The sequence below is a fragment of the Delftia sp. CH05 genome (genome assembly GCF_009827015.1).
Classification (GTDB): Bacteria; Pseudomonadota; Gammaproteobacteria; order Burkholderiales; family Burkholderiaceae_C; genus Comamonas; species Comamonas tsuruhatensis.
On record NZ_WUMG01000002.1, the window covers coordinates 135,423 to 152,035 of the forward strand.

Annotated in this window: 17 protein-coding genes and 1 tRNA gene; 11 read left to right on the plus strand and 7 right to left on the minus strand. The window is 67.6% G+C overall.

Annotated elements, in window-relative coordinates; all coding sequences use genetic code 11:
- The first annotated feature begins 22 nt into the window (after nucleotides 1-22).
- The 5 genes from ispE to pth all read left to right on the plus strand — a co-directional run bounded on the left by ispE (nucleotide 23) and on the right by pth (nucleotide 3,546).
- Nucleotides 23-886: a 4-(cytidine 5'-diphospho)-2-C-methyl-D-erythritol kinase gene (ispE, locus tag GRX31_RS02440; protein ID WP_160851335.1), complete on the plus strand. Its 864-nt coding sequence runs from the start codon at nucleotides 23-25 to the stop codon at nucleotides 884-886.
- A gap of 29 nt (nucleotides 887-915) precedes the next feature.
- Nucleotides 916-992, plus strand: a tRNA-Gln gene (locus tag GRX31_RS02445).
- A gap of 44 nt (nucleotides 993-1,036) precedes the next feature.
- Entirely contained in the window at nucleotides 1,037-1,996 is a 960-nt protein-coding gene (locus tag GRX31_RS02450) for a ribose-phosphate pyrophosphokinase (RefSeq protein ID WP_026063011.1), read from the plus strand.
- A gap of 172 nt (nucleotides 1,997-2,168) precedes the next feature.
- On the plus strand, nucleotides 2,169-2,798 hold the full coding sequence (locus tag GRX31_RS02455) for a 50S ribosomal protein L25/general stress protein Ctc (RefSeq protein ID WP_016445697.1): 630 nt from the start codon (nucleotides 2,169-2,171) through the stop codon (nucleotides 2,796-2,798).
- Nucleotides 2,799-2,922: 124 nt separating this feature from the next.
- Nucleotides 2,923-3,546 (plus strand): aminoacyl-tRNA hydrolase, encoded by a 624-nt coding sequence (gene pth / locus GRX31_RS02460; protein ID WP_016445696.1) that lies wholly within the window; start codon nucleotides 2,923-2,925, stop codon nucleotides 3,544-3,546.
- 4 nt (nucleotides 3,547-3,550) lie between these two features.
- Here the strand turns inward: pth and GRX31_RS02465 are convergent, their stop codons facing one another.
- Nucleotides 3,551-3,814 carry a YfhL family 4Fe-4S dicluster ferredoxin gene (locus tag GRX31_RS02465; RefSeq protein ID WP_016445695.1) on the minus strand — a complete coding sequence of 88 codons (264 nt, stop codon included), beginning with the start codon at nucleotides 3,812-3,814 and terminating at the stop codon, nucleotides 3,551-3,553.
- A 290-nt stretch (nucleotides 3,815-4,104) separates the two neighbouring features.
- Here GRX31_RS02465 and GRX31_RS02470 point away from each other — a divergent pair, with 290 nt between their 5' ends.
- The 6 genes from GRX31_RS02470 to GRX31_RS02495 all read left to right on the plus strand — a co-directional run bounded on the left by GRX31_RS02470 (nucleotide 4,105) and on the right by GRX31_RS02495 (nucleotide 11,072).
- Nucleotides 4,105-5,067, plus strand: coding sequence for an ABC transporter permease (locus tag GRX31_RS02470; protein ID WP_160851337.1), 963 nt, complete (start codon nucleotides 4,105-4,107; stop codon nucleotides 5,065-5,067).
- Nucleotides 5,064-5,981 (plus strand): ABC transporter permease, encoded by a 918-nt coding sequence (locus GRX31_RS02475; protein WP_016445693.1) that lies wholly within the window; start codon nucleotides 5,064-5,066, stop codon nucleotides 5,979-5,981. The genes GRX31_RS02470 and GRX31_RS02475 overlap by 4 nt, the downstream gene beginning before the upstream one ends.
- Before the next feature lie 14 nt (nucleotides 5,982-5,995).
- Nucleotides 5,996-7,051, plus strand: coding sequence for an ABC transporter ATP-binding protein (locus tag GRX31_RS02480; RefSeq protein ID WP_160851340.1), 1,056 nt, complete (start codon nucleotides 5,996-5,998; stop codon nucleotides 7,049-7,051).
- On the plus strand, nucleotides 7,048-7,890 hold the full coding sequence (locus tag GRX31_RS02485) for an ATP-binding cassette domain-containing protein (RefSeq protein WP_160851342.1): 843 nt from the start codon (nucleotides 7,048-7,050) through the stop codon (nucleotides 7,888-7,890). The genes GRX31_RS02480 and GRX31_RS02485 overlap by 4 nt, the downstream gene beginning before the upstream one ends.
- 136 nt (nucleotides 7,891-8,026) lie before the next feature.
- Complete coding sequence (locus GRX31_RS02490; RefSeq protein WP_034364072.1) at nucleotides 8,027-9,520, plus strand: ABC transporter substrate-binding protein; 1,494 nt, start codon at nucleotides 8,027-8,029, stop codon at nucleotides 9,518-9,520.
- 100 nt (nucleotides 9,521-9,620) lie between these two features.
- Nucleotides 9,621-11,072 (plus strand): amidase, encoded by a 1,452-nt coding sequence (locus tag GRX31_RS02495; RefSeq protein ID WP_074921106.1) that lies wholly within the window; start codon nucleotides 9,621-9,623, stop codon nucleotides 11,070-11,072.
- Here the strand turns inward: GRX31_RS02495 and GRX31_RS02500 are convergent.
- From GRX31_RS02500 to folE, 6 genes are all read right to left on the minus strand, one after another.
- Entirely contained in the window at nucleotides 11,059-12,072 is a 1,014-nt protein-coding gene (locus tag GRX31_RS02500) for a Bug family tripartite tricarboxylate transporter substrate binding protein (protein WP_160851344.1), read from the minus strand. The genes GRX31_RS02495 and GRX31_RS02500 overlap by 14 nt on opposite strands.
- Nucleotides 12,073-12,214: 142 nt before the next feature.
- Complete coding sequence (locus GRX31_RS02505) at nucleotides 12,215-13,267, minus strand: AraC family transcriptional regulator (protein WP_160851519.1); 1,053 nt, start codon at nucleotides 13,265-13,267, stop codon at nucleotides 12,215-12,217.
- Between the two features lie 70 nt (nucleotides 13,268-13,337).
- A complete protein-coding gene (locus tag GRX31_RS02510) occupies nucleotides 13,338-13,982 on the minus strand; it encodes a LysE family translocator (RefSeq protein WP_016445686.1) in 645 nt (214 codons plus the stop codon).
- A gap of 42 nt (nucleotides 13,983-14,024) precedes the next feature.
- On the minus strand, nucleotides 14,025-14,879 hold the full coding sequence (locus GRX31_RS02515) for a DUF429 domain-containing protein (protein ID WP_034347629.1): 855 nt from the start codon (nucleotides 14,877-14,879) through the stop codon (nucleotides 14,025-14,027).
- Between the two features lie 14 nt (nucleotides 14,880-14,893).
- Nucleotides 14,894-15,775 carry an EamA family transporter gene (locus GRX31_RS02520; protein ID WP_016451038.1) on the minus strand — a complete coding sequence of 294 codons (882 nt, stop codon included), beginning with the start codon at nucleotides 15,773-15,775 and terminating at the stop codon, nucleotides 14,894-14,896.
- Nucleotides 15,776-15,880: 105 nt separating this feature from the next.
- A complete protein-coding gene (gene folE, locus GRX31_RS02525; RefSeq protein ID WP_016445683.1) occupies nucleotides 15,881-16,603 on the minus strand; it encodes a GTP cyclohydrolase I in 723 nt (240 codons plus the stop codon).
- Nucleotides 16,604-16,613 lie beyond the last annotated feature (10 nt).

The following is a 16,613-nucleotide window of genomic DNA, read 5'->3' on the forward strand; positions in this document are numbered from 1 at the left end:
TCCCTCTCATCCTCTCCAGCCCATGCGCTCGCTCCACGACGTGCCGGCTCCGGCCAAGCTCAACCTGTTCCTCCATATCACCGGCCGCCGAGACGATGGCTACCACCTGCTGCAATCGGTCTTCATGCTGCTGGACTGGCACGACACGCTGCACTTCGACAAGCGCGGCGACGGCAACGTCAGCCGCGAGGACCTCTCGGGCATGCCCCTTCCTGCCGACGACCTCATCATGCGGGCCGCACGCGCGCTGCAACAGGCCACCGGCTGCAGCCAGGGCGTGCACATAGGCGTGGAAAAGCGCCTGCCGGCACAGGCCGGGATGGGCGGAGGATCGTCGGATGCGGCATCCACCCTCATGGCGCTGAACCGCCTGTGGCAACTGAACCTGACCCGGCGCGAACTGCAGCGCATTGGACTGGGCCTGGGCGCAGATGTGCCCTTCTTTCTGTGCGGCAGCTCCGCCTGGGTGGAGGGCATAGGCGAGCACATCACGCCGCTGGAGCACAGCCATGCCCTGCCGCCCCAGCGGTTCGTGGTGGTCAAGCCCGAGGCGGGACTGGAAACCCTGTCCATCTTCCGCGCCCCCGACCTCAAGCGCAATCATGCCCATGCTACAATCGCCGACTTTGCTGCAGATCACTATGGCTTTGGCCAGAACGACTTGCAGCCCGTCGCCGAAAGGCTGCAGCCTGAAGTGAAAAAAGCCATTGATTGGCTCAAGTCCTTCAAACTGCGTGCTAGAATGACGGGCTCGGGAAGTGCAGTATTTGCACCACTGACGCAAACAATCGACTTCGAGAAAGCCCCAGGCATCTGGAATGTCAGAGTTTGCAGGAATCTGCAGGCCCATCCCCTCAAGGATTGGCTCAAAGATGAGAGTTTATAGGCTGTCTGCCTGCGGCAGAGGGCCTGTGTAGGGGAGTCGCCAAGTTGGTAAAGGCACCGGATTTTGATTCCGGCATGCGAGGGTTCGAGTCCTTCCTCCCCTGCCAAACGTCTTTCGCGTCAAGGCAAACCCATCGTACTGGGGCGCTCAATGCATTCACATCATCCTGACATCATGGTCTTCACCGGCAATGCCAATCCTGGCATGGCCGCTGAAATCGTTCAGCACCTCGGCACCACGCTGGGTGCAGCCGACGTGGGTCGCTTCTCCGATGGAGAAGTCGCCGTCGAGATCAAGCAGAACGTGCGTACGCGCGACGTCTTCGTCGTGCAATCGACCTGCGCACCGACCAACGACAACCTGATGGAACTGCTGGTCATGGTGGACGCCCTCAAGCGTGCATCGGCCGAGCGCATCTGCGCGGTGATTCCCTACTTCGGCTATGCCCGCCAGGACCGCCGCCCGCGCTCCACCCGCGTGCCGATCACGGCCAAGGTCGTGGCCAACATGCTGCAGGCCGTGGGTGTCGAGCGCGTGCTGACCATGGACTTGCACGCAGACCAGATCCAGGGTTTCTTCGACATCCCCGTGGACAACATCTATGCCACGCCGGTGCTGCTGGGTGATCTGCGCCAGAAGAACTACGAAGACCTGATCGTCGTCTCCCCTGACGTCGGCGGCGTGGTCCGCGCACGTGCGCTGGCCAAGCAGCTGGGCTGCGACCTGGCCATCATCGACAAGCGCCGCCCCAAGGCCAACGTCTCCGAAGTCATGCACGTGATCGGCGACATCGACGGCCGCAACTGCGTGATCATGGATGACATGATCGACACCGCCGGCACCCTGGTGAAGGCAGCCGAAGTGCTCAAGCAGCGTGGTGCCAAGAGCGTCTACGCCTATTGCACGCACCCGATCTTCTCGGGTCCAGCCATCGAGCGCATCGGCAACGGCAGTGCACTGGACGAGGTCGTGGTGACCAACACCATTCCTCTGAGCGCCGAAGCCCAGGCTTGCGGCAAGATCCGCCAACTGTCCGTGGCCCCCCTGATTGCCCAGACAATCCAGCGGATTTCCACCGGCGATTCGGTGCTGAGCCTGTTCTCCGAATAAAATATCGGCCCCTGTGGTCTGAACCAGCAAACCTCCTTCGGGAGGTTTGCGCGTTCCGGGATGGTTTCAGGACCATCCCGGGACACCGCAAGAGCAGCCTGTTCCGCACGGGGCAGGCGTTCTTTTATCAACGGATGAGGCTGGTCGCGGTCCATCCATCTAGGAGTTAGTTATGCAATTCGTCGCTTTTGAGCGCGCCAAGCAAGGTACGGGTGCGAGCCGCCGTCTGCGCAATTCGGGCAAGGCCCCTGGCATCGTCTACGGCGGTGCTGCCGAAGCCCAACTGATCGAGATCGATCACAACGCCCTGTGGCACGCCCTGAAGAAGGAAGTGTTCCATTCCAGCGTTCTGGACATGGAAGTCAACGGCCAGACCTCCAAGGTCGTGCTGCGCGACGTGCAATTCCACCCCTACAAGCAGCTGATCCTGCACGTGGACTTCCAGCGCGTTGACGACAAGACCAAGGTTCACCTGAAGGTGCCGCTGCACTTCGAAGGCATGGAACAGTCCCAGGCCGTCAAGGTCGAGAACTGCACCATCACTCCCCTGATCCATGAACTGGACGTGGTGTGCATGCCCGCTCAACTGCCCGAGTTCATCAAGGTGGACCTGAGCGGCCTGACCTCCAAGTCGACCCTGGGCCTGCAGAACGTCAAGCTGCCCAACGGCGTGAAGGCTGTGGTGCGCGGCTCCAACAAGAACCCGGCCCTGATCTCCATCAAGCTGCCCGAAGTGGCTCCTGATGCATCCGCAGCTCCCGCAGCGGCTCCGGCCGCTCCGGCAAAGAAGGGCAAGAAGTAATTCTTGGCTTTCCCTTGCGGCGGCTGCGGCTGCCGCAACCTGCAAAAGGCCCACCTCGCGTGGGCCTTTTGCATGGTGAACACCATCGCCTGCCTGCTGCGGCCGCCATGGAGATAATCGCCCGATGATCAAATTGTTTGTCGGCCTGGGCAATCCCGGGCCGGAGTATGAGGACACCCGCCACAACGCGGGTTTTTGGTGGATAGATGCGCTGGCGCGCGAACTCAAGGTCCACCTGGTGCCCGAGCGCAGCTACTTCGGCCTCATGGCCCGCGCCAGCGTGCGTGGCGAGAGTGTCTGGCTGCTCGAGCCGCAGACCTTCATGAACCTGTCCGGCAAATCGGTGGGCGCGCTGGCGCGCTTTTTCAAGATCCAGCCCGAGGAGGTCCTCGTGGTCCATGACGAACTGGACTTCGCCCCAGGCCAGGTCAAGCTCAAGCGCGGCGGCAGCCACGGCGGCCACAACGGCCTGCGCGATATCCATGCCCAGTTGGGCTCGGCCGACTACTGGCGGCTGCGCATCGGCATAGGCCACCCGGGGCACAAGGCCGAAGTCGCCAACTGGGTGCTCAAGAAGCCCGCGCCCGACCAGCGCCAGCTGATCGAGGACAGCATTGCCCATTCGCTCAAGGCCTGGCCCGAGCTGCAGGCGGGCGACATGGACAAGGCGACCTTGCTGATCCACACCACCAAGCCTCCACGCCCCAAGCCCGTGCGCCCGGCCACAGCCGAGAGCGACAAGGGCTGAGCGATCAGGAAGCGGCGGGAGCCTGGGATTGCAGACGCAGGTATTTCTGCATCAGCGTCTCGCGGTCTTCCACGTGGGCGGGATTCACGGGAATGCAGGCCACGGGGCAGATCTGCACGCACTGGGGTTCATCGAAATGCCCCACGCATTCCGTGCACTTGCTGTGCTCGATCTCGTAGTACTCCTCGCCCATGGAGATTGCATCGTTGGGGCACTCGGGTTCGCAGACATCGCAGTTGATGCATTCGTCGGTGATCATCAAAGCCATGGCAGGTCCCTCGCAAGCGCACGCCACGCTCCGGGCCGGGCAGGCCCTTGCACCCCGAACGGGCCTTGCAGCAAGGTGGCATCAGTCATTGCGCCATTATCCTGCCCCCTTCATACGCATGAAGGCTGCACGGGCAAGCATACGCGCCGGATCGGCACGTAGCGATGCACCTTCAAAGGCCGCTATGCTGCGCGCATGGGCCGTGCGCAGTACCATTCGGGCCCGCCAAGAACCACCCACCCACATTCCGCCGACGTGACAGCCCAACACCGTGCCAAGGCCGACTGCCCATGAGCGTCTTCCTGCTCAAGCGCCTGCTGATGCTGGCAGCCACGCTGCTGGGCGCCTCGGCCGTGGTGTTCGGCGTGCTGGAGGTGCTGCCCGGCAATGCGGCCCAGACGCTGATGGGGCCCGATGCCGCCCCCGAGGCCGTGCAGGCGCTGGCCGAGCAGCTGGGACTGGACCAGCCAGCCTGGCAGCGCTACCTGCAGTGGCTGCAGGGGCTGCTGCATGGCGACATGGGACTGAGCTACGCCTACAGCACACCGGTCAGCGATCTGGTGCTGGAGCGCCTGGCAGTGACCGCCCCGCTGGCCGTGATGGCCATGCTCATCACCACCCTGCTGGCCCTGGCAGCGGGCATCTATGCCGCCTCGCGCCACAACCGATGGGGCGACCTGGGCGTCATGGGCCTGGCGCAGATCGGCATTGCCATCCCGAATTTCTGGTTCGCCATCCTGCTGATCCTGGTGTTCTCGGTGAAGCTGCAATGGTTTTCCGCAGGCGGCTTCCCAGGCTGGAGCGAGGCCGATGGCGGCGGCGTCCTGCCCGCACTGCAGGCCCTGCTGCTGCCGGCGATCTCGCTGGCCGTGGTGCAGGCGGCCATCCTGGCGCGCATCACGCGCTCGGCCGTGCTGGAAGTGCTGCGCGAGGACTTCGTGCGCACGGCCCGCGCCAAGGGCCTGCCGCGCCGCGCCGTGCTCTGGGGCCACGTGCTGCGCAATGCCATGATTCCCGTGCTCACGGTCATGGGGCTGCAGTTTGCCCAGTTGCTGGCCGGCACCATCGTGGTGGAGAACGTGTTCTACCTGCCGGGCCTGGGCCGGCTGATCTTCCAGTCCATCGCCAACCGCGACCTCATCGTCGTGCGCAACTGCGTGCTGCTGCTGGCGGCCATGGTGGTGGTCATCAACTTCATCGTGGATGTGCTGTACGCAGCCATTGATCCACGCATCGAGGCCAGCGACATATGAGCCAGCCAGGCAACCCTGTTTCGCCGACCGCTGCGCCACCGGGCCATCGGCCCACGCGGGCGGTCACCCTCAGCAGGCCGGCCAGCCTGGGCCGGCGCATGCTGGGCCACCGCAGCTTCATGCTGGGTGCCATGCTGACCGCGCTGCTGCTGCTCACCGCGCTGCTGTCCTTGTGGTGGACGCCGGGCTCGGCCTACGACATGGACCTGGATGCCAAGCTGGCCGCACCCGGCAGCCTGCACTGGCTGGGCACCGATGCCTATGGGCGCGATGTGGCCTCGCTGCTGTTCCTGGGCGCGCGCAGTTCCATCCTGGTCGGCGTGATCGCCGTGGGCATCGGGCTGTCGATGGGCGTGGTGCTGGGACTGGTCGCCGCGGCCTGCCGGGGCTGGGTGGAAGAGGCCATCATGCGGCTGGCCGATTTCAGTTTCGCCTTTCCTGCGCTGCTATCGGCCATCATGCTCACGGCCGTGTTCGGCGCGGGCATCGTCAACGCCATCATTGCCATCGGCATCTTCAACATTCCCACCTTTGCGCGCATCACGCGGGCATCGGCCAAGGCGGTCTGGGCACGTGAATACGTGCTGGCTGCACGCGCCTGCGGCCATGGCCGCGCCAGCATCACCTGGCGCCATGTGCTGCCCAACATCCTGCCCGTGCTGGTGGTGCAGGCCACCATACAGTTCGCGCTGGCCATTCTGGCGGAGGCCGCCCTGTCCTATCTGGGCCTGGGCACGCAGCCGCCGCAGGCCTCCTGGGGCCGCATGCTCAGCGAGGCCCAGACCCTCATGTTCCAGGCCCCGCTGCTGGCCGTGTGGCCGGGCCTGGCCATTGCACTGTCCGTGCTCGGGCTCAACCTGCTGGGCGACGGGCTGCGCGATCTGCTCGACCCGCGCCTGTCGCGCCAGCGCTGAGGAAGACACGCGCCATGCCCCTGCTCGAAGTCTCCGGCCTCACCATCACCTTGCAGACCTCGCGCGGCCGCGCGCGTGCCGTGCAGAACCTGGAATTCATCCTGGAGCGCGGCGCCACGCTGGGCCTGATCGGCGAGTCGGGCTGCGGCAAGTCGCTGACCGCCCTGGCGCTGATGGGCCTGCTGCCGGAGCATGCGCAGGTGGACGGCAGCATCCGGCTCAACGGCCAGGAGCTGCTGGACATGGACGAGCGCGCGCTGTGCCGCCTGCGCGGCAACCGCATGGCCATGGTGTTTCAGGAGCCCATGACGGCCCTCAACCCCGTGCACAGCATCGGCCGTCAGGTGGCCGAGCCGCTGCGCCACCACCAGCGCCTGGGCCGCCAGGCCGCGCGCGAGCGCGCAGTGGCCCTGTTGGAGCGCGTGGGCATTGCCCGCGCAGCCCAGCGCTTTGACGACTATCCGCACCAGTTCTCGGGCGGCCAGCGCCAGCGCATCACCATCGCCATGGCCCTGGCTTGCGGGCCCGACCTGCTGATAGCCGACGAACCTACCACGGCGCTGGACGTGACCGTGCAGCAGCAAATCCTGGATCTGCTGCAGGAACTGGTGGCCGAGCACTCCATGGCCTTGCTGCTGATCTCGCACGATCTGGGAGTGATCGCGCAAAACGTGGAGCAGCTGCAGGTGATGTACGGCGGCACCGTGGTCGAAAGCGGCATGACCGAGGCCATCTTCGCGCGCCGCGCCCATCCCTACACGCGCGGCCTGTTCGCCGCCAGGCCGCAGCTGGAGCCTTCGGGACCAGGCCACCAGCCGCCGGCGCGGTTGCCCACCATTGCCGGCACCGTGCCCGAGCTGGTGGACCTGCCAGCCGGATGCGCCTTCGCGGGCCGCTGCAGCTATACCGAGCCCACCTGCCACAGCGAGCGCCCGCGCGCCCTGGTCCTGGAGCGCCCGCAGCGGCCCACGCCCACTGCCCTGCAGGCCTGGGCACAGCCGCATGTGGTGCGCTGCCTGCGCTCCGAGGCCATTGCGCCGGGCATGCATACGCAGGGCCGCAGCACATGACGGAGCACGACCGCCAGGCACCGGCCGCTGCCGATCCGCCCCTGCTGCAGGTGACGGACCTGGCCCGCAGCTACCGGCTGCCACGCCGCTCGTTGTGGCGCGCGCCGGAGCAGGTGCATGCGCTGCGCGGCGTGGATTTCACGCTGACGGCGGGGCGCAGCCTGGGCGTGGTGGGCGAGTCGGGTTCCGGCAAGTCCACGCTGGCACGCCTGATCATGGCGCTGGACACTCCCAGCGCCGGCAGCGTGCAGCTGCTGGGCCAGGATCTGCACCGGCTCGGCAACCAGGCACTGCGCATGGCGCGCCGCGATTTCCAGATGGTGTTCCAGGATCCTTACGGTTCGCTGGACCCGCGCATGACGGTGGAACACATCGTCTGCGAGCCCCTGACCGCCCAGCCTGCACCGCCCGAGCGCGCAGCCCGGCGCGACCTGGCCCGCGCCACGCTGGAGCAGGTCGGGCTGCGCGTGCAGGACCTGGACAAGTACCCGCATGAATTCTCGGGCGGCCAGCGCCAGCGCATCGCCATTGCACGCGCCCTGGTCACGCGACCCCGCCTCATCGTGGCCGATGAGCCCGTGAGCGCCCTCGACGTCTCGGTGCAGGCCCAGGTACTGAACCTGCTGCGCGATCTGCAGCAGCAGCTGGGCCTGTCCTACCTGTTCATCAGCCACGACCTGGCCGTGGTCCAGCACCTGTGCGACGACGCCATCGTGCTGAGCGAAGGCCGCATCGTCGAGCGCGGGGCTCCGCAGCAACTGTTCCACGCCCCGCAGCATCCCTACACCCAGGCCCTGGTACGGGCCGTGCCACGCATTGCCCTGCAGCACCGCGCCTGAAAGCCGAAAGCTGACAACCACCGGCGCGGACCGGGCCCTCATGGCCACGCGCACGCGCGCCCTGGTGTAAAAACACTGCTGCAGGCCGCAGCCAGCGGCCCATGACCCATCTGCAAGAATTTCCGGAGACCTGTTCATGTTCAATCGCCGTTCCCTGCTGGCCAGCTCCGCTGCTGCCGGCCTGCCCCTGCTGATGCCCTGGCCTGCGCTGGCCCAGGGCCGCAAGGACAGTGTCACGCTGGCGATGACGCTGGAGCCGCCGGGGCTGGACCCCACGGCCGGCGCCGCATCGTCCATTGGCGAGATCGTGCTCTACAACCTGTTCGAGACGCTGACCAAGATCAATCCGGACGGCAGCGTCTCCCCGCTGCTGGCCGAAAGCTGGGAGGTCTCGCCCGACCTCAAGACCTACACCTTCCGCCTGCGCAAGGGTGTGAGTTTCCAGAACGGCGAGCCCTGCAACGCCCACAGCGTGAAGTACTCCTTCGACCGTGCGGGCGACGACAAGAGCACCAACAAGGACAAGCGCACCTTCGCCGCCCTGTCCACGCGCGTGGTGGATGACCACACGGTGGTCGTCACCAACAAGGACATCGACCCCGACTTCCTCTTCGTGCTGGGGCAGGCGACCTCCATCATCGTGGAGCCCAAGAGCGCTGCCACCAACGCCACGCGCCCCGTGGGCACGGGCCCCTACCAGCTGGGCAACTGGAACAAGGGCGCCTCGGTCACGCTCACGGCCTGGCCCCGGTACCGCACGGCCCCCGGCCTGCGCATTCGCCGTGCCACCTTCCGCTTCATCTCCGACCCTGCAGCCCAGGTGGCCGCACTGCTGGCCGGCGATGTCGACGCCTTCCCGCGCGTCACGCCGCGCAGCGTGGCCCAGTTCAAGGCCAACGGGCGCTTCCAGGTCGTGGTCAGCGGCTCGCGGGCCAAGACCATCCTGGCCATGAACAACGCGCGCAAGCCCTTGAACGATGCGCGGGTGCGCCGCGCCATCGCCGCCGCCATCGACCGCAAGGCCGTCATCGACGGCGCGGGCGACGGCTACGGCCTGCCCATTGGCAGCTACTACGTGCCCACGGCCTTCGGCTACGTGGACACCACGGGCATCAACCCCTTCGACGTGGAAAAGGCCAAGGCGCTGCTGGCCGAGGCCGGCGTCAAGACGCCGCTGGAGCTGACCATGACCCTACCGCCCACGCCCTACGCGCGCCAGGGCGGCGAGGTGATTGCCGCGCAGCTGGCCAAGATCGGCATCCGAGCCAAGCTGCAGAACGTCGAATGGGCACAGTGGCTGTCGGGCACCTACACGCTCAAGAACTACGACCTGACGCTGATCTCCCATGTCGAGCCCTTCGACCTGGGCAACTTCGCCAAGCCTGACTACTACTGGGGCTACCAGTCGTCCCAGTTCAACGAGCTGTACGACAAGATCAAGAACGCCTCGCGCCCCGCCGACCGCTCGCGCCTGCTGGGCGATGCGCAGCGCCTGCTGGCCCAGGATTGCGTGCACGCCTTCCTCTACACGCCCCAATGGGTCACCGTGGCCAACAAGAACCTGCGCGGACTGTGGAAGGACATGCCCGTCTTCGTCAACGATCTCTCCGCACTGTCCTGGGCCACCTGAACCGCGCACAGGCTGAGCCACAGGCGACAGGCGCGCCGGTGGCACCGGGCCACACTGCGCCAGATCTGCCGCAAGAACCGCCATCTTCGAGGAAGCCGCGATGACTGGAACGACACAGGCCCTGCACGACCTGCCCGCCCATGCGCTGCTGCGCGCCTACCGGGACCGCAGCCTCTCGCCCGTCGAGGTCATGCACGACCTGCTGGCCCATGTGCAGCGCTGGGAGCCGGCCCTGCACGCCACCTACCTGCTGCGCCCCGAGGCCGCCCTGGCCCGGGCCCGCGAGAGCGAGGCCCGCTGGCTGCGTGGCGAGCCGGCCGGCCTGCTCGACGGCGTTCCCGCCACGGTCAAGGACAACATCGCCACGCGTGGCGATCCCACGCCCGTGGGCACGGCCGCCATGCCGCAGGTCGCGGCCCCGCTGGATGCCCCACCCGCTGCACGCCTGCGCGAGGCAGGCGCCATCCTTTTCGCCAAGACCACCATGCCCGACTACGGCATGCTGTCGTCCGGCCTGTCCTCGCTGCACGGCAACACCTTCAACCCCTGGGATCCGGACAAGACGCCGGGCGGCTCCAGCGCCGGTGCGGGCGCCGCTGCGGCGGCCGGCTACGGGCCGCTGCACGTGGGCACGGACATCGGCGGCTCCATCCGCCTGCCGGCGGGCTGGTGCGGCATCTTCGGCCTCAAGCCCAGCCTGGGCCGCGTGCCCATAGACCCGCCCTACACCGGCCGCTGCGCAGGTCCCATGACCCGCAGCGTGGCCGACGCCGCGCTGATGATGCAGGTGCTGTCCCTGCCCGATGCACGCGACAGCATGGGCCTGCCGCACCAGGAGATTGCATGGGACAGCTTCGACATGGACCCTGCCCAGGTGCGCGGCCTTCGCATAGGCCTGCTGCTGGATGCCGGCTGCGGCCTGCCCCTGCAGCCCCGCGTGCGCGCCGTGGTGGAGCAGGCTGCGGCCTGGCTGGAATCGGCCGGCGCGCACATCGAGCGCATCGAGCCCTGGCTCACCCGCGACATGCTCGACGGCCTCGACCATTTCTGGCGCATGCGATCGCATGTGGAAATCCAGTCGCTGACGGACGCGCAGCGCCGCGTGATCCTGCCCTTCATCCGCGAATGGGCCGACAGTGCCGCGCCACTGACAGCCACGCAGCTGTTCGTGGCCAGCCAGCAGTCGCACCTTCTGCGCACGGCCACGGTGCGGGCCACGGCGGCCTACGACTACGTGCTGTCCCCCGTGGCGCCGATCACGGCCTTCCCGGCCCACCTGCCCAGCCCCACCAACGACCCGCTGCGGCCGCTGGAGCACATTGCCTTTACCGTGCCCTACAACATGTCCGAACAGCCCGCCGCATCCGTGCCCTGCGGGCATGACGGGCAGCTGCCCATAGGCGTGCAGATCGCAGGCCGCCGGTTCGACGACCTGGGCGTGCTCCGGCTCAGCCGGGTGCTGGAGCAGTTGCGCCCACCCCTGCCCGCCTGGCCACAGCCCGTTCAGTCGGGCCAGGACCGGGCGCAGACTGCATCGGCTACTCCAGCCTGATTCCCGCCTCCTTCACGATGCGCGCCCAGCGCGGCATGTCGCGCGCCATGACGGAGGCCAATTCCTCGGGCGTGCTGCCCACCGGGCGCAGGCCCATGGAGGCCAGGCGGCCGCTGAGTTCGGGCGTGGCCACGATGCGCCGCACCTCCGCCGAGAGCCGGTCCACGATGGGCCGGGGCGTTCCCGCCGCCACGAAGGTGGCGAACCAGCCATTGGCCTCGAAGCCGGCCAGGCCCAGCTCGGCAAACGTGGGCACCTCGGGCAGCGCCGGGTGGCGCTGCATACCGGTGATGGCCAGGATGCGGATCTTGTCCGACTTCAGGTGCGCATTGGCCGAGGACACATCGATGAAGCCCGACGACAGCTGCCCGCCCAGCACGTCGTTGACCAGCGGCGCCGCGCCCTTGTAGGGAATCAGCGCCAGGTCCAGCCCGGCCCGGGCGCGCAGCAGCTCACCATGCATGTGCGAGGAGGTGCCGTTGCCGTAGTTGCCGTTGCTGTACTTGCCCGGATGGGCCTTGACCAGGGCGATGAACTCCTGCAGCGTCGTGGCCGGCACGTCGCGCGGCACCACGAACAGGTCCGAGGACAGGGCCACCTGCGATACGGGGGCAAAGTCCTTGAGCACGTCATAGGGCATCCTGGCGTACAGCGCAGGCGACTGGATCATGGCCGTGATCCCCAGCAGCAGCGTGTAGCCGTCTGGCGGCGACTTGGCCACCACGTCGCCGCCGATGATGCCGCTGGAGCCCGGCCGGTTCTCCACCACCACGGGCTGGCCCCAGGCCTGGCTCAGTTGCTGGGCAATGATGCGCCCGATGATGTCGGTGCCGCCGCCTGCCGGGTAGGGAATCACCATGCGCAGCGGCTTGGACGGGTAGGCACCGCCTGCCGGCTGTGCAAAGGCGATCGGCGATGCCGTTCCCAGGGCGGCACCCAGTGAGGCGCTGGCAGCGCATGTCAGCGCCGCCCGCAGGCAGCCGCGTCGGCTCGATTCCATGGCTTGTCTCCTTGTCCTTCGGTGCTCCGCCCTCGTTGGCGGGGCGGTGTGCCCTGCCGCAGTGGCAGGGTCCATGGACAGTGTGGCCACCAGGCCTTCAGCCACCAATCGCCGATCGTCTCAAAATGATTGGCAAAAAAGATCAGCGGCCGCGATGCTGGGCCTGCCGGTAGGCGCCCGGCGGCAGGCCGGTCCAGCCCTTGAAGGCGCGGTGGAAGGTGCTGGCCTCGGCAAACCCCACGCGCGCGGCGATATCGGCCAGCGTCAGCTCCGGCCGGTTCAGCAGCTCGATGGCCGCGTCGCGGCGCAGGTCGTCCTTGAGGGATTGGAAACCCAGGCCTTCGTCGCGCAGGCGGCGGCGCAGCGTCTGCGGCGTCATGGACAGCGCGGCGCCGACCTGCTCCAGCGAAGGCAGCTCGCCCGCCAGATCGCGGCGCAGCAGGCGGCGGATGCGCTCGCCCAGGCGCGTGCGGTCGCGGTAGCGGATGACCAGACCCATGGCCGCCTTGTCCAGGAATTCGGCCAGGCTCTCAGGGGTCTGCACCACGGGCAGCTCCAGCCAGCGCGCATCGAACTCCAGCCCCGTGAAGTCGCGGTCGCGCTGCAGCGGCGCCAGGAACAGGCGCTGCGCCTCCGTGCCATACGGCATGCTGGCGCCGGCCGGCGCGCACACGCCCGTCAGCTCTATCCTGCGCGACACCAGCCACGACATGACGCCATAGCCCAGAAAGCAGAAGGACCGCTCGGCATAGGCCAGCGGCGCATCGCGCTCGCGCAGCGACACCATGGCGATGCGGGCCACGCCGTCCACGACCTGCAGCCGGGGCGCGAAGTCGCGCAGCACCAGGCGGTAGAAACGCAGCCCGGCCTGCAATGCCTCGCCCAGCGTGCGGCAGGGCAGCATGGTGCGGCAGGCCTGGGCAAAACTGCCCACGGGCAGCGGATGGCGGCACAGGCCCCACAACTCGTCGCGGCAGACGCGGCGAAGCACGCGGATCAGCGCCGCGTACTGCGCCTGGGTCACGCGCGACAGCGGCGCATCCAGCAGAGCAGGCGCAATGCCGGCGCGGCGCAGGATGGCTGGCACATCCATGCCATTGCGCTGCACGCCCTGCACGATCTGCAGGACCTGGGCAACGGCAATGGTGTGGGCCGTGGTCTGTGGCATGGGTTGGATGAGGATGCCGCTGCTCATGGCGCCAAGGGGCGTGAGCGAAAAAGCATGGAGGGACTGTGCCACGGCCCCGCATTAGTGTGAACAGGCCCTAGCGCTGCACCAGCGCCAGCCGCACCGCCATGCCCAGGAACACCAGCCCGGCCACGCGGTTGAGCCAGTTCTGCGCACGCACGGATCGCTGCAGCAGCACGCCGAACCAGCCCGAGCAGCATGCGATGGCACCGAACACCAGCAGCGCCGCCAGCATGAACACGCAGCCCAGCACCATCACCTGCGTGGCCACGCCGCCGCGCGCGGGGTCCGCGAACTGCGGCAGAAAGGCCAGGAAGAAGATCAGCACCTTGGGGTTGGTGAGGTTCATCACCACGCCACGCCCCACCCAGCGCAGCGCCCGTGCGGGGGTCAGCGGGTCGGCTGCGCCGGCCTGCGGCATCTCGCCCGGCCGGGCCACGGCGCGCAGCGCACCCCAGGCCAGCCAGGCCAGGTAGGCGGCGCCGCACAGCTTGATGGCGGTGAACAGCAGGGGCGACGCAGCCACCAGTGCCGCCAAACCCAGCGCAACCGCCGCCGTATGCACCACCAGCCCCAGGCACAGGCCCAGTACCACGCACAGGCCCACGCGCCAGCCGCGCTGGGCCGATTGCATGAGCACGAACAGGTTGTCAGGCCCCGGGCTCAGGCCCAGCAGCACGGCCACGCCGAAAAAGGCCAGCAAGGTTTCAAAGGTGGGCATCGCTTGTCTCTTCCCGATTCGAGTATTTCAGTGCGGCGCAGATCAGGCCTGGGCCGTGACGATCCAGCCTTCCAGCGGGTCCAGGTCGTGCGGCAACCCGTAGAGCGCATCGCCCTGCGCATGGCGGGCCGCGGCCCAGGCGGCCTGCAGCATGCAGATTGCGGCGTCCAGCCGGTCTCCGCTGCCGTCCGCCAGCAACTGGTTGCGGGTTTCTTCGGCGTCGATACGCAGGCGCAACGCCAGCGGGTTGTCGCCGCGCTCCAGCGCCGCCAGCAATTGCACGCGCGCCTGATGGCGTTCGGGCGTTTGCCGTGCGGGTTCGTCGCTTTTGTAGCTGAGGCGGCCGATCACGGCGCGCGCCAGCATGCCCGGGTAGGCTTCCAGCGCCACGCGGCGCGCATCGCCTTTGCCGGGAGGCTGCAGGCCCGGCAGGTGCACGCCGGCCGCGCGCAGCAAGGGCAGCCCGGCATGCAGCATGTAGGCCACGGGCGGGTTCACCCATTTCATGGAAGGGCTGGCACCGGCAGGCCCGTCCGTGGCCCGGTGCGCGAACTTTCCGCCTGCGGGCCGCGCCGCGCAAAAGGCCTTGAACTGCTCGCGTATGGCCTGGCGCGTGAGGCCGGCGTAGTGGTCCATGCAGGCCGCCCATTCCGTGGGCCAGCACAGCTGCTCCACCAGTTCGCGCGGCAGGGCAAAAGGCAGGTCGAAACCGCCCACCCAGGCTGACTGCGCCGAATCGGCAGGCCGGGCCAGCCAGGCGGCCCAGGCGTCCAGCGAGGCGAACTCCAGCAAATCCTGCAGGACCACCGTGTCCCCAGCCAGCAGGCGGCCCAGGGCCATGGTGATGGGCTTGCGCGCCGTAGGTCGGCTGCTGAAATCGCAGCCCAGTACCCGCATTGCCGCCATGGTGCTCAGCCCAGGCCCAGCGCCGTCACACCGACGGCAATGCACACGGCGCCCGCAATGCGTGCCAGGCGATCGCCTTCGCGCAGCATGTGCCCGCCGATCAGCGCCGCGAACAGCATGGAGACTTCGCGCGCAGGCGCCACGTGCGACATGGGCGCATCCTGCATGGCGTAGAGCACCAGCACGTAGGCGATGGGGCTGATCAGCGCCACCAGGGCCGCGAAGCGCCACTGCGCGCGCCACAGATGCCGGGCCGTGGGCAGGTCGCGCAGCACCACGGGCGCCAGCAGGAACACGCGCACGAAGTTGCCCATGTAGTCGATGAGGATGGGCGACATCAGCAGCAGCTTCACGCCATAGCCGTCCACCACGGTGTAGCTGGCGATGAAGGCGCCCGTCAGCAGGCCGTACCACAGGCCCATCCTGAGCCGTTCGCGGGCTTCGGGATCATGGCGCGCGCGCAGCAGGCCGGGGCCTCCCGCGATCAGGAAGACGCCGACCACCACGCCGGCAATGCCCAGCACGCCCAACGAGGAAATCCGCTCACCCAGAAAGAGGATGGCCACCATGGACGACAGCAGCGGCCCCGAGCCGCGCGCCAGCGGATAGACCACGGTGAGGTCCGCGCTGCGGTAGCCGCGCAGCAAGGTCACGTAGTAGGCCACGTGCAGCAGGCCGCTGGCCAGCACCACCAGCCATTCGTTGCGGCCCCATGTGGGCACCACATCGCGCCCCACCCACCAGCCCAGCGGCGCCCAGATCACCATCATGATGACCGAGGTGAAGAAGGCAAAGCGCGAATCACCGCCCGCCTTCTTGGCCACGATGTTCCAGCCGGCATGGATGAGGCCGGCAATGATGATCAGGGCAAAGGCTTGCAGCGACATGGGCAGGTCCGGGGAAAGCGGGGCGTGGCGCGGGAAAGAAAAAAGGCCGCGCACTGCGCAGCCTGGGGTGTTGTGTGAGGCGTCCGGGGACGCCACCCCGGGGATTTACTTGCGGCTGGACACCAGCGAGAGGAACTCGCGGCGCAGTTCCGGGTTGGTGAGGAAGGCGCCGCGCATGACGGAGTTCAGCATCTTGCTGTCCATCTCGCGCACACCGCGCCAGGACATGCAAAAGTGCGAAGCCTCCATGACCACGGCCAGGCCGTCGGGGCGGGTCTTGTCGAGGATCAGGTCGGCCAGCTGGATGATGGCCTCTTCCTGGATCTGGGGACGGCCCATGATCCAGTCCACCAGCCGCGCGTACTTCGACAGGCCGATGACATTGGTGTTCTTGTTGGGCAGCACGCCGATCCAGATCTTGCCGATCACCGGGCACAGATGGTGGCTGCAGGCGCTGCGCACCGTGATCGGGCCGACGATCATCAGCTCGTTGAGGTGCTCGGCGTTGGGGAATTCGGTGATGGCGGGCTGCGCCACGTAGCGGCCCCGGAACACCTCGTTGACATACATCTTGGCCACGCGGCGCGCCGTGGCGCGCGTGTTGTGGTCGTGCGTGGTGTCGATGACCATGCTGTCGAGCACGCCCTGCATCTTTTCCTGGACTTCGTCGAGCAGTTGCTCGAGTTCACCGGGCTCGATGAATTCGGAGATGTTGTCGTTCGCATGAAAGCGCTTTTGCGCCTGCTTCAGTCGTTCGCGGATCTTGACCGAGACGGGGGTGCCCTCGGCCTGGCTGTCTTGTTTCATGTCGACGAGTTCTCTGAACATGGCTGGCATG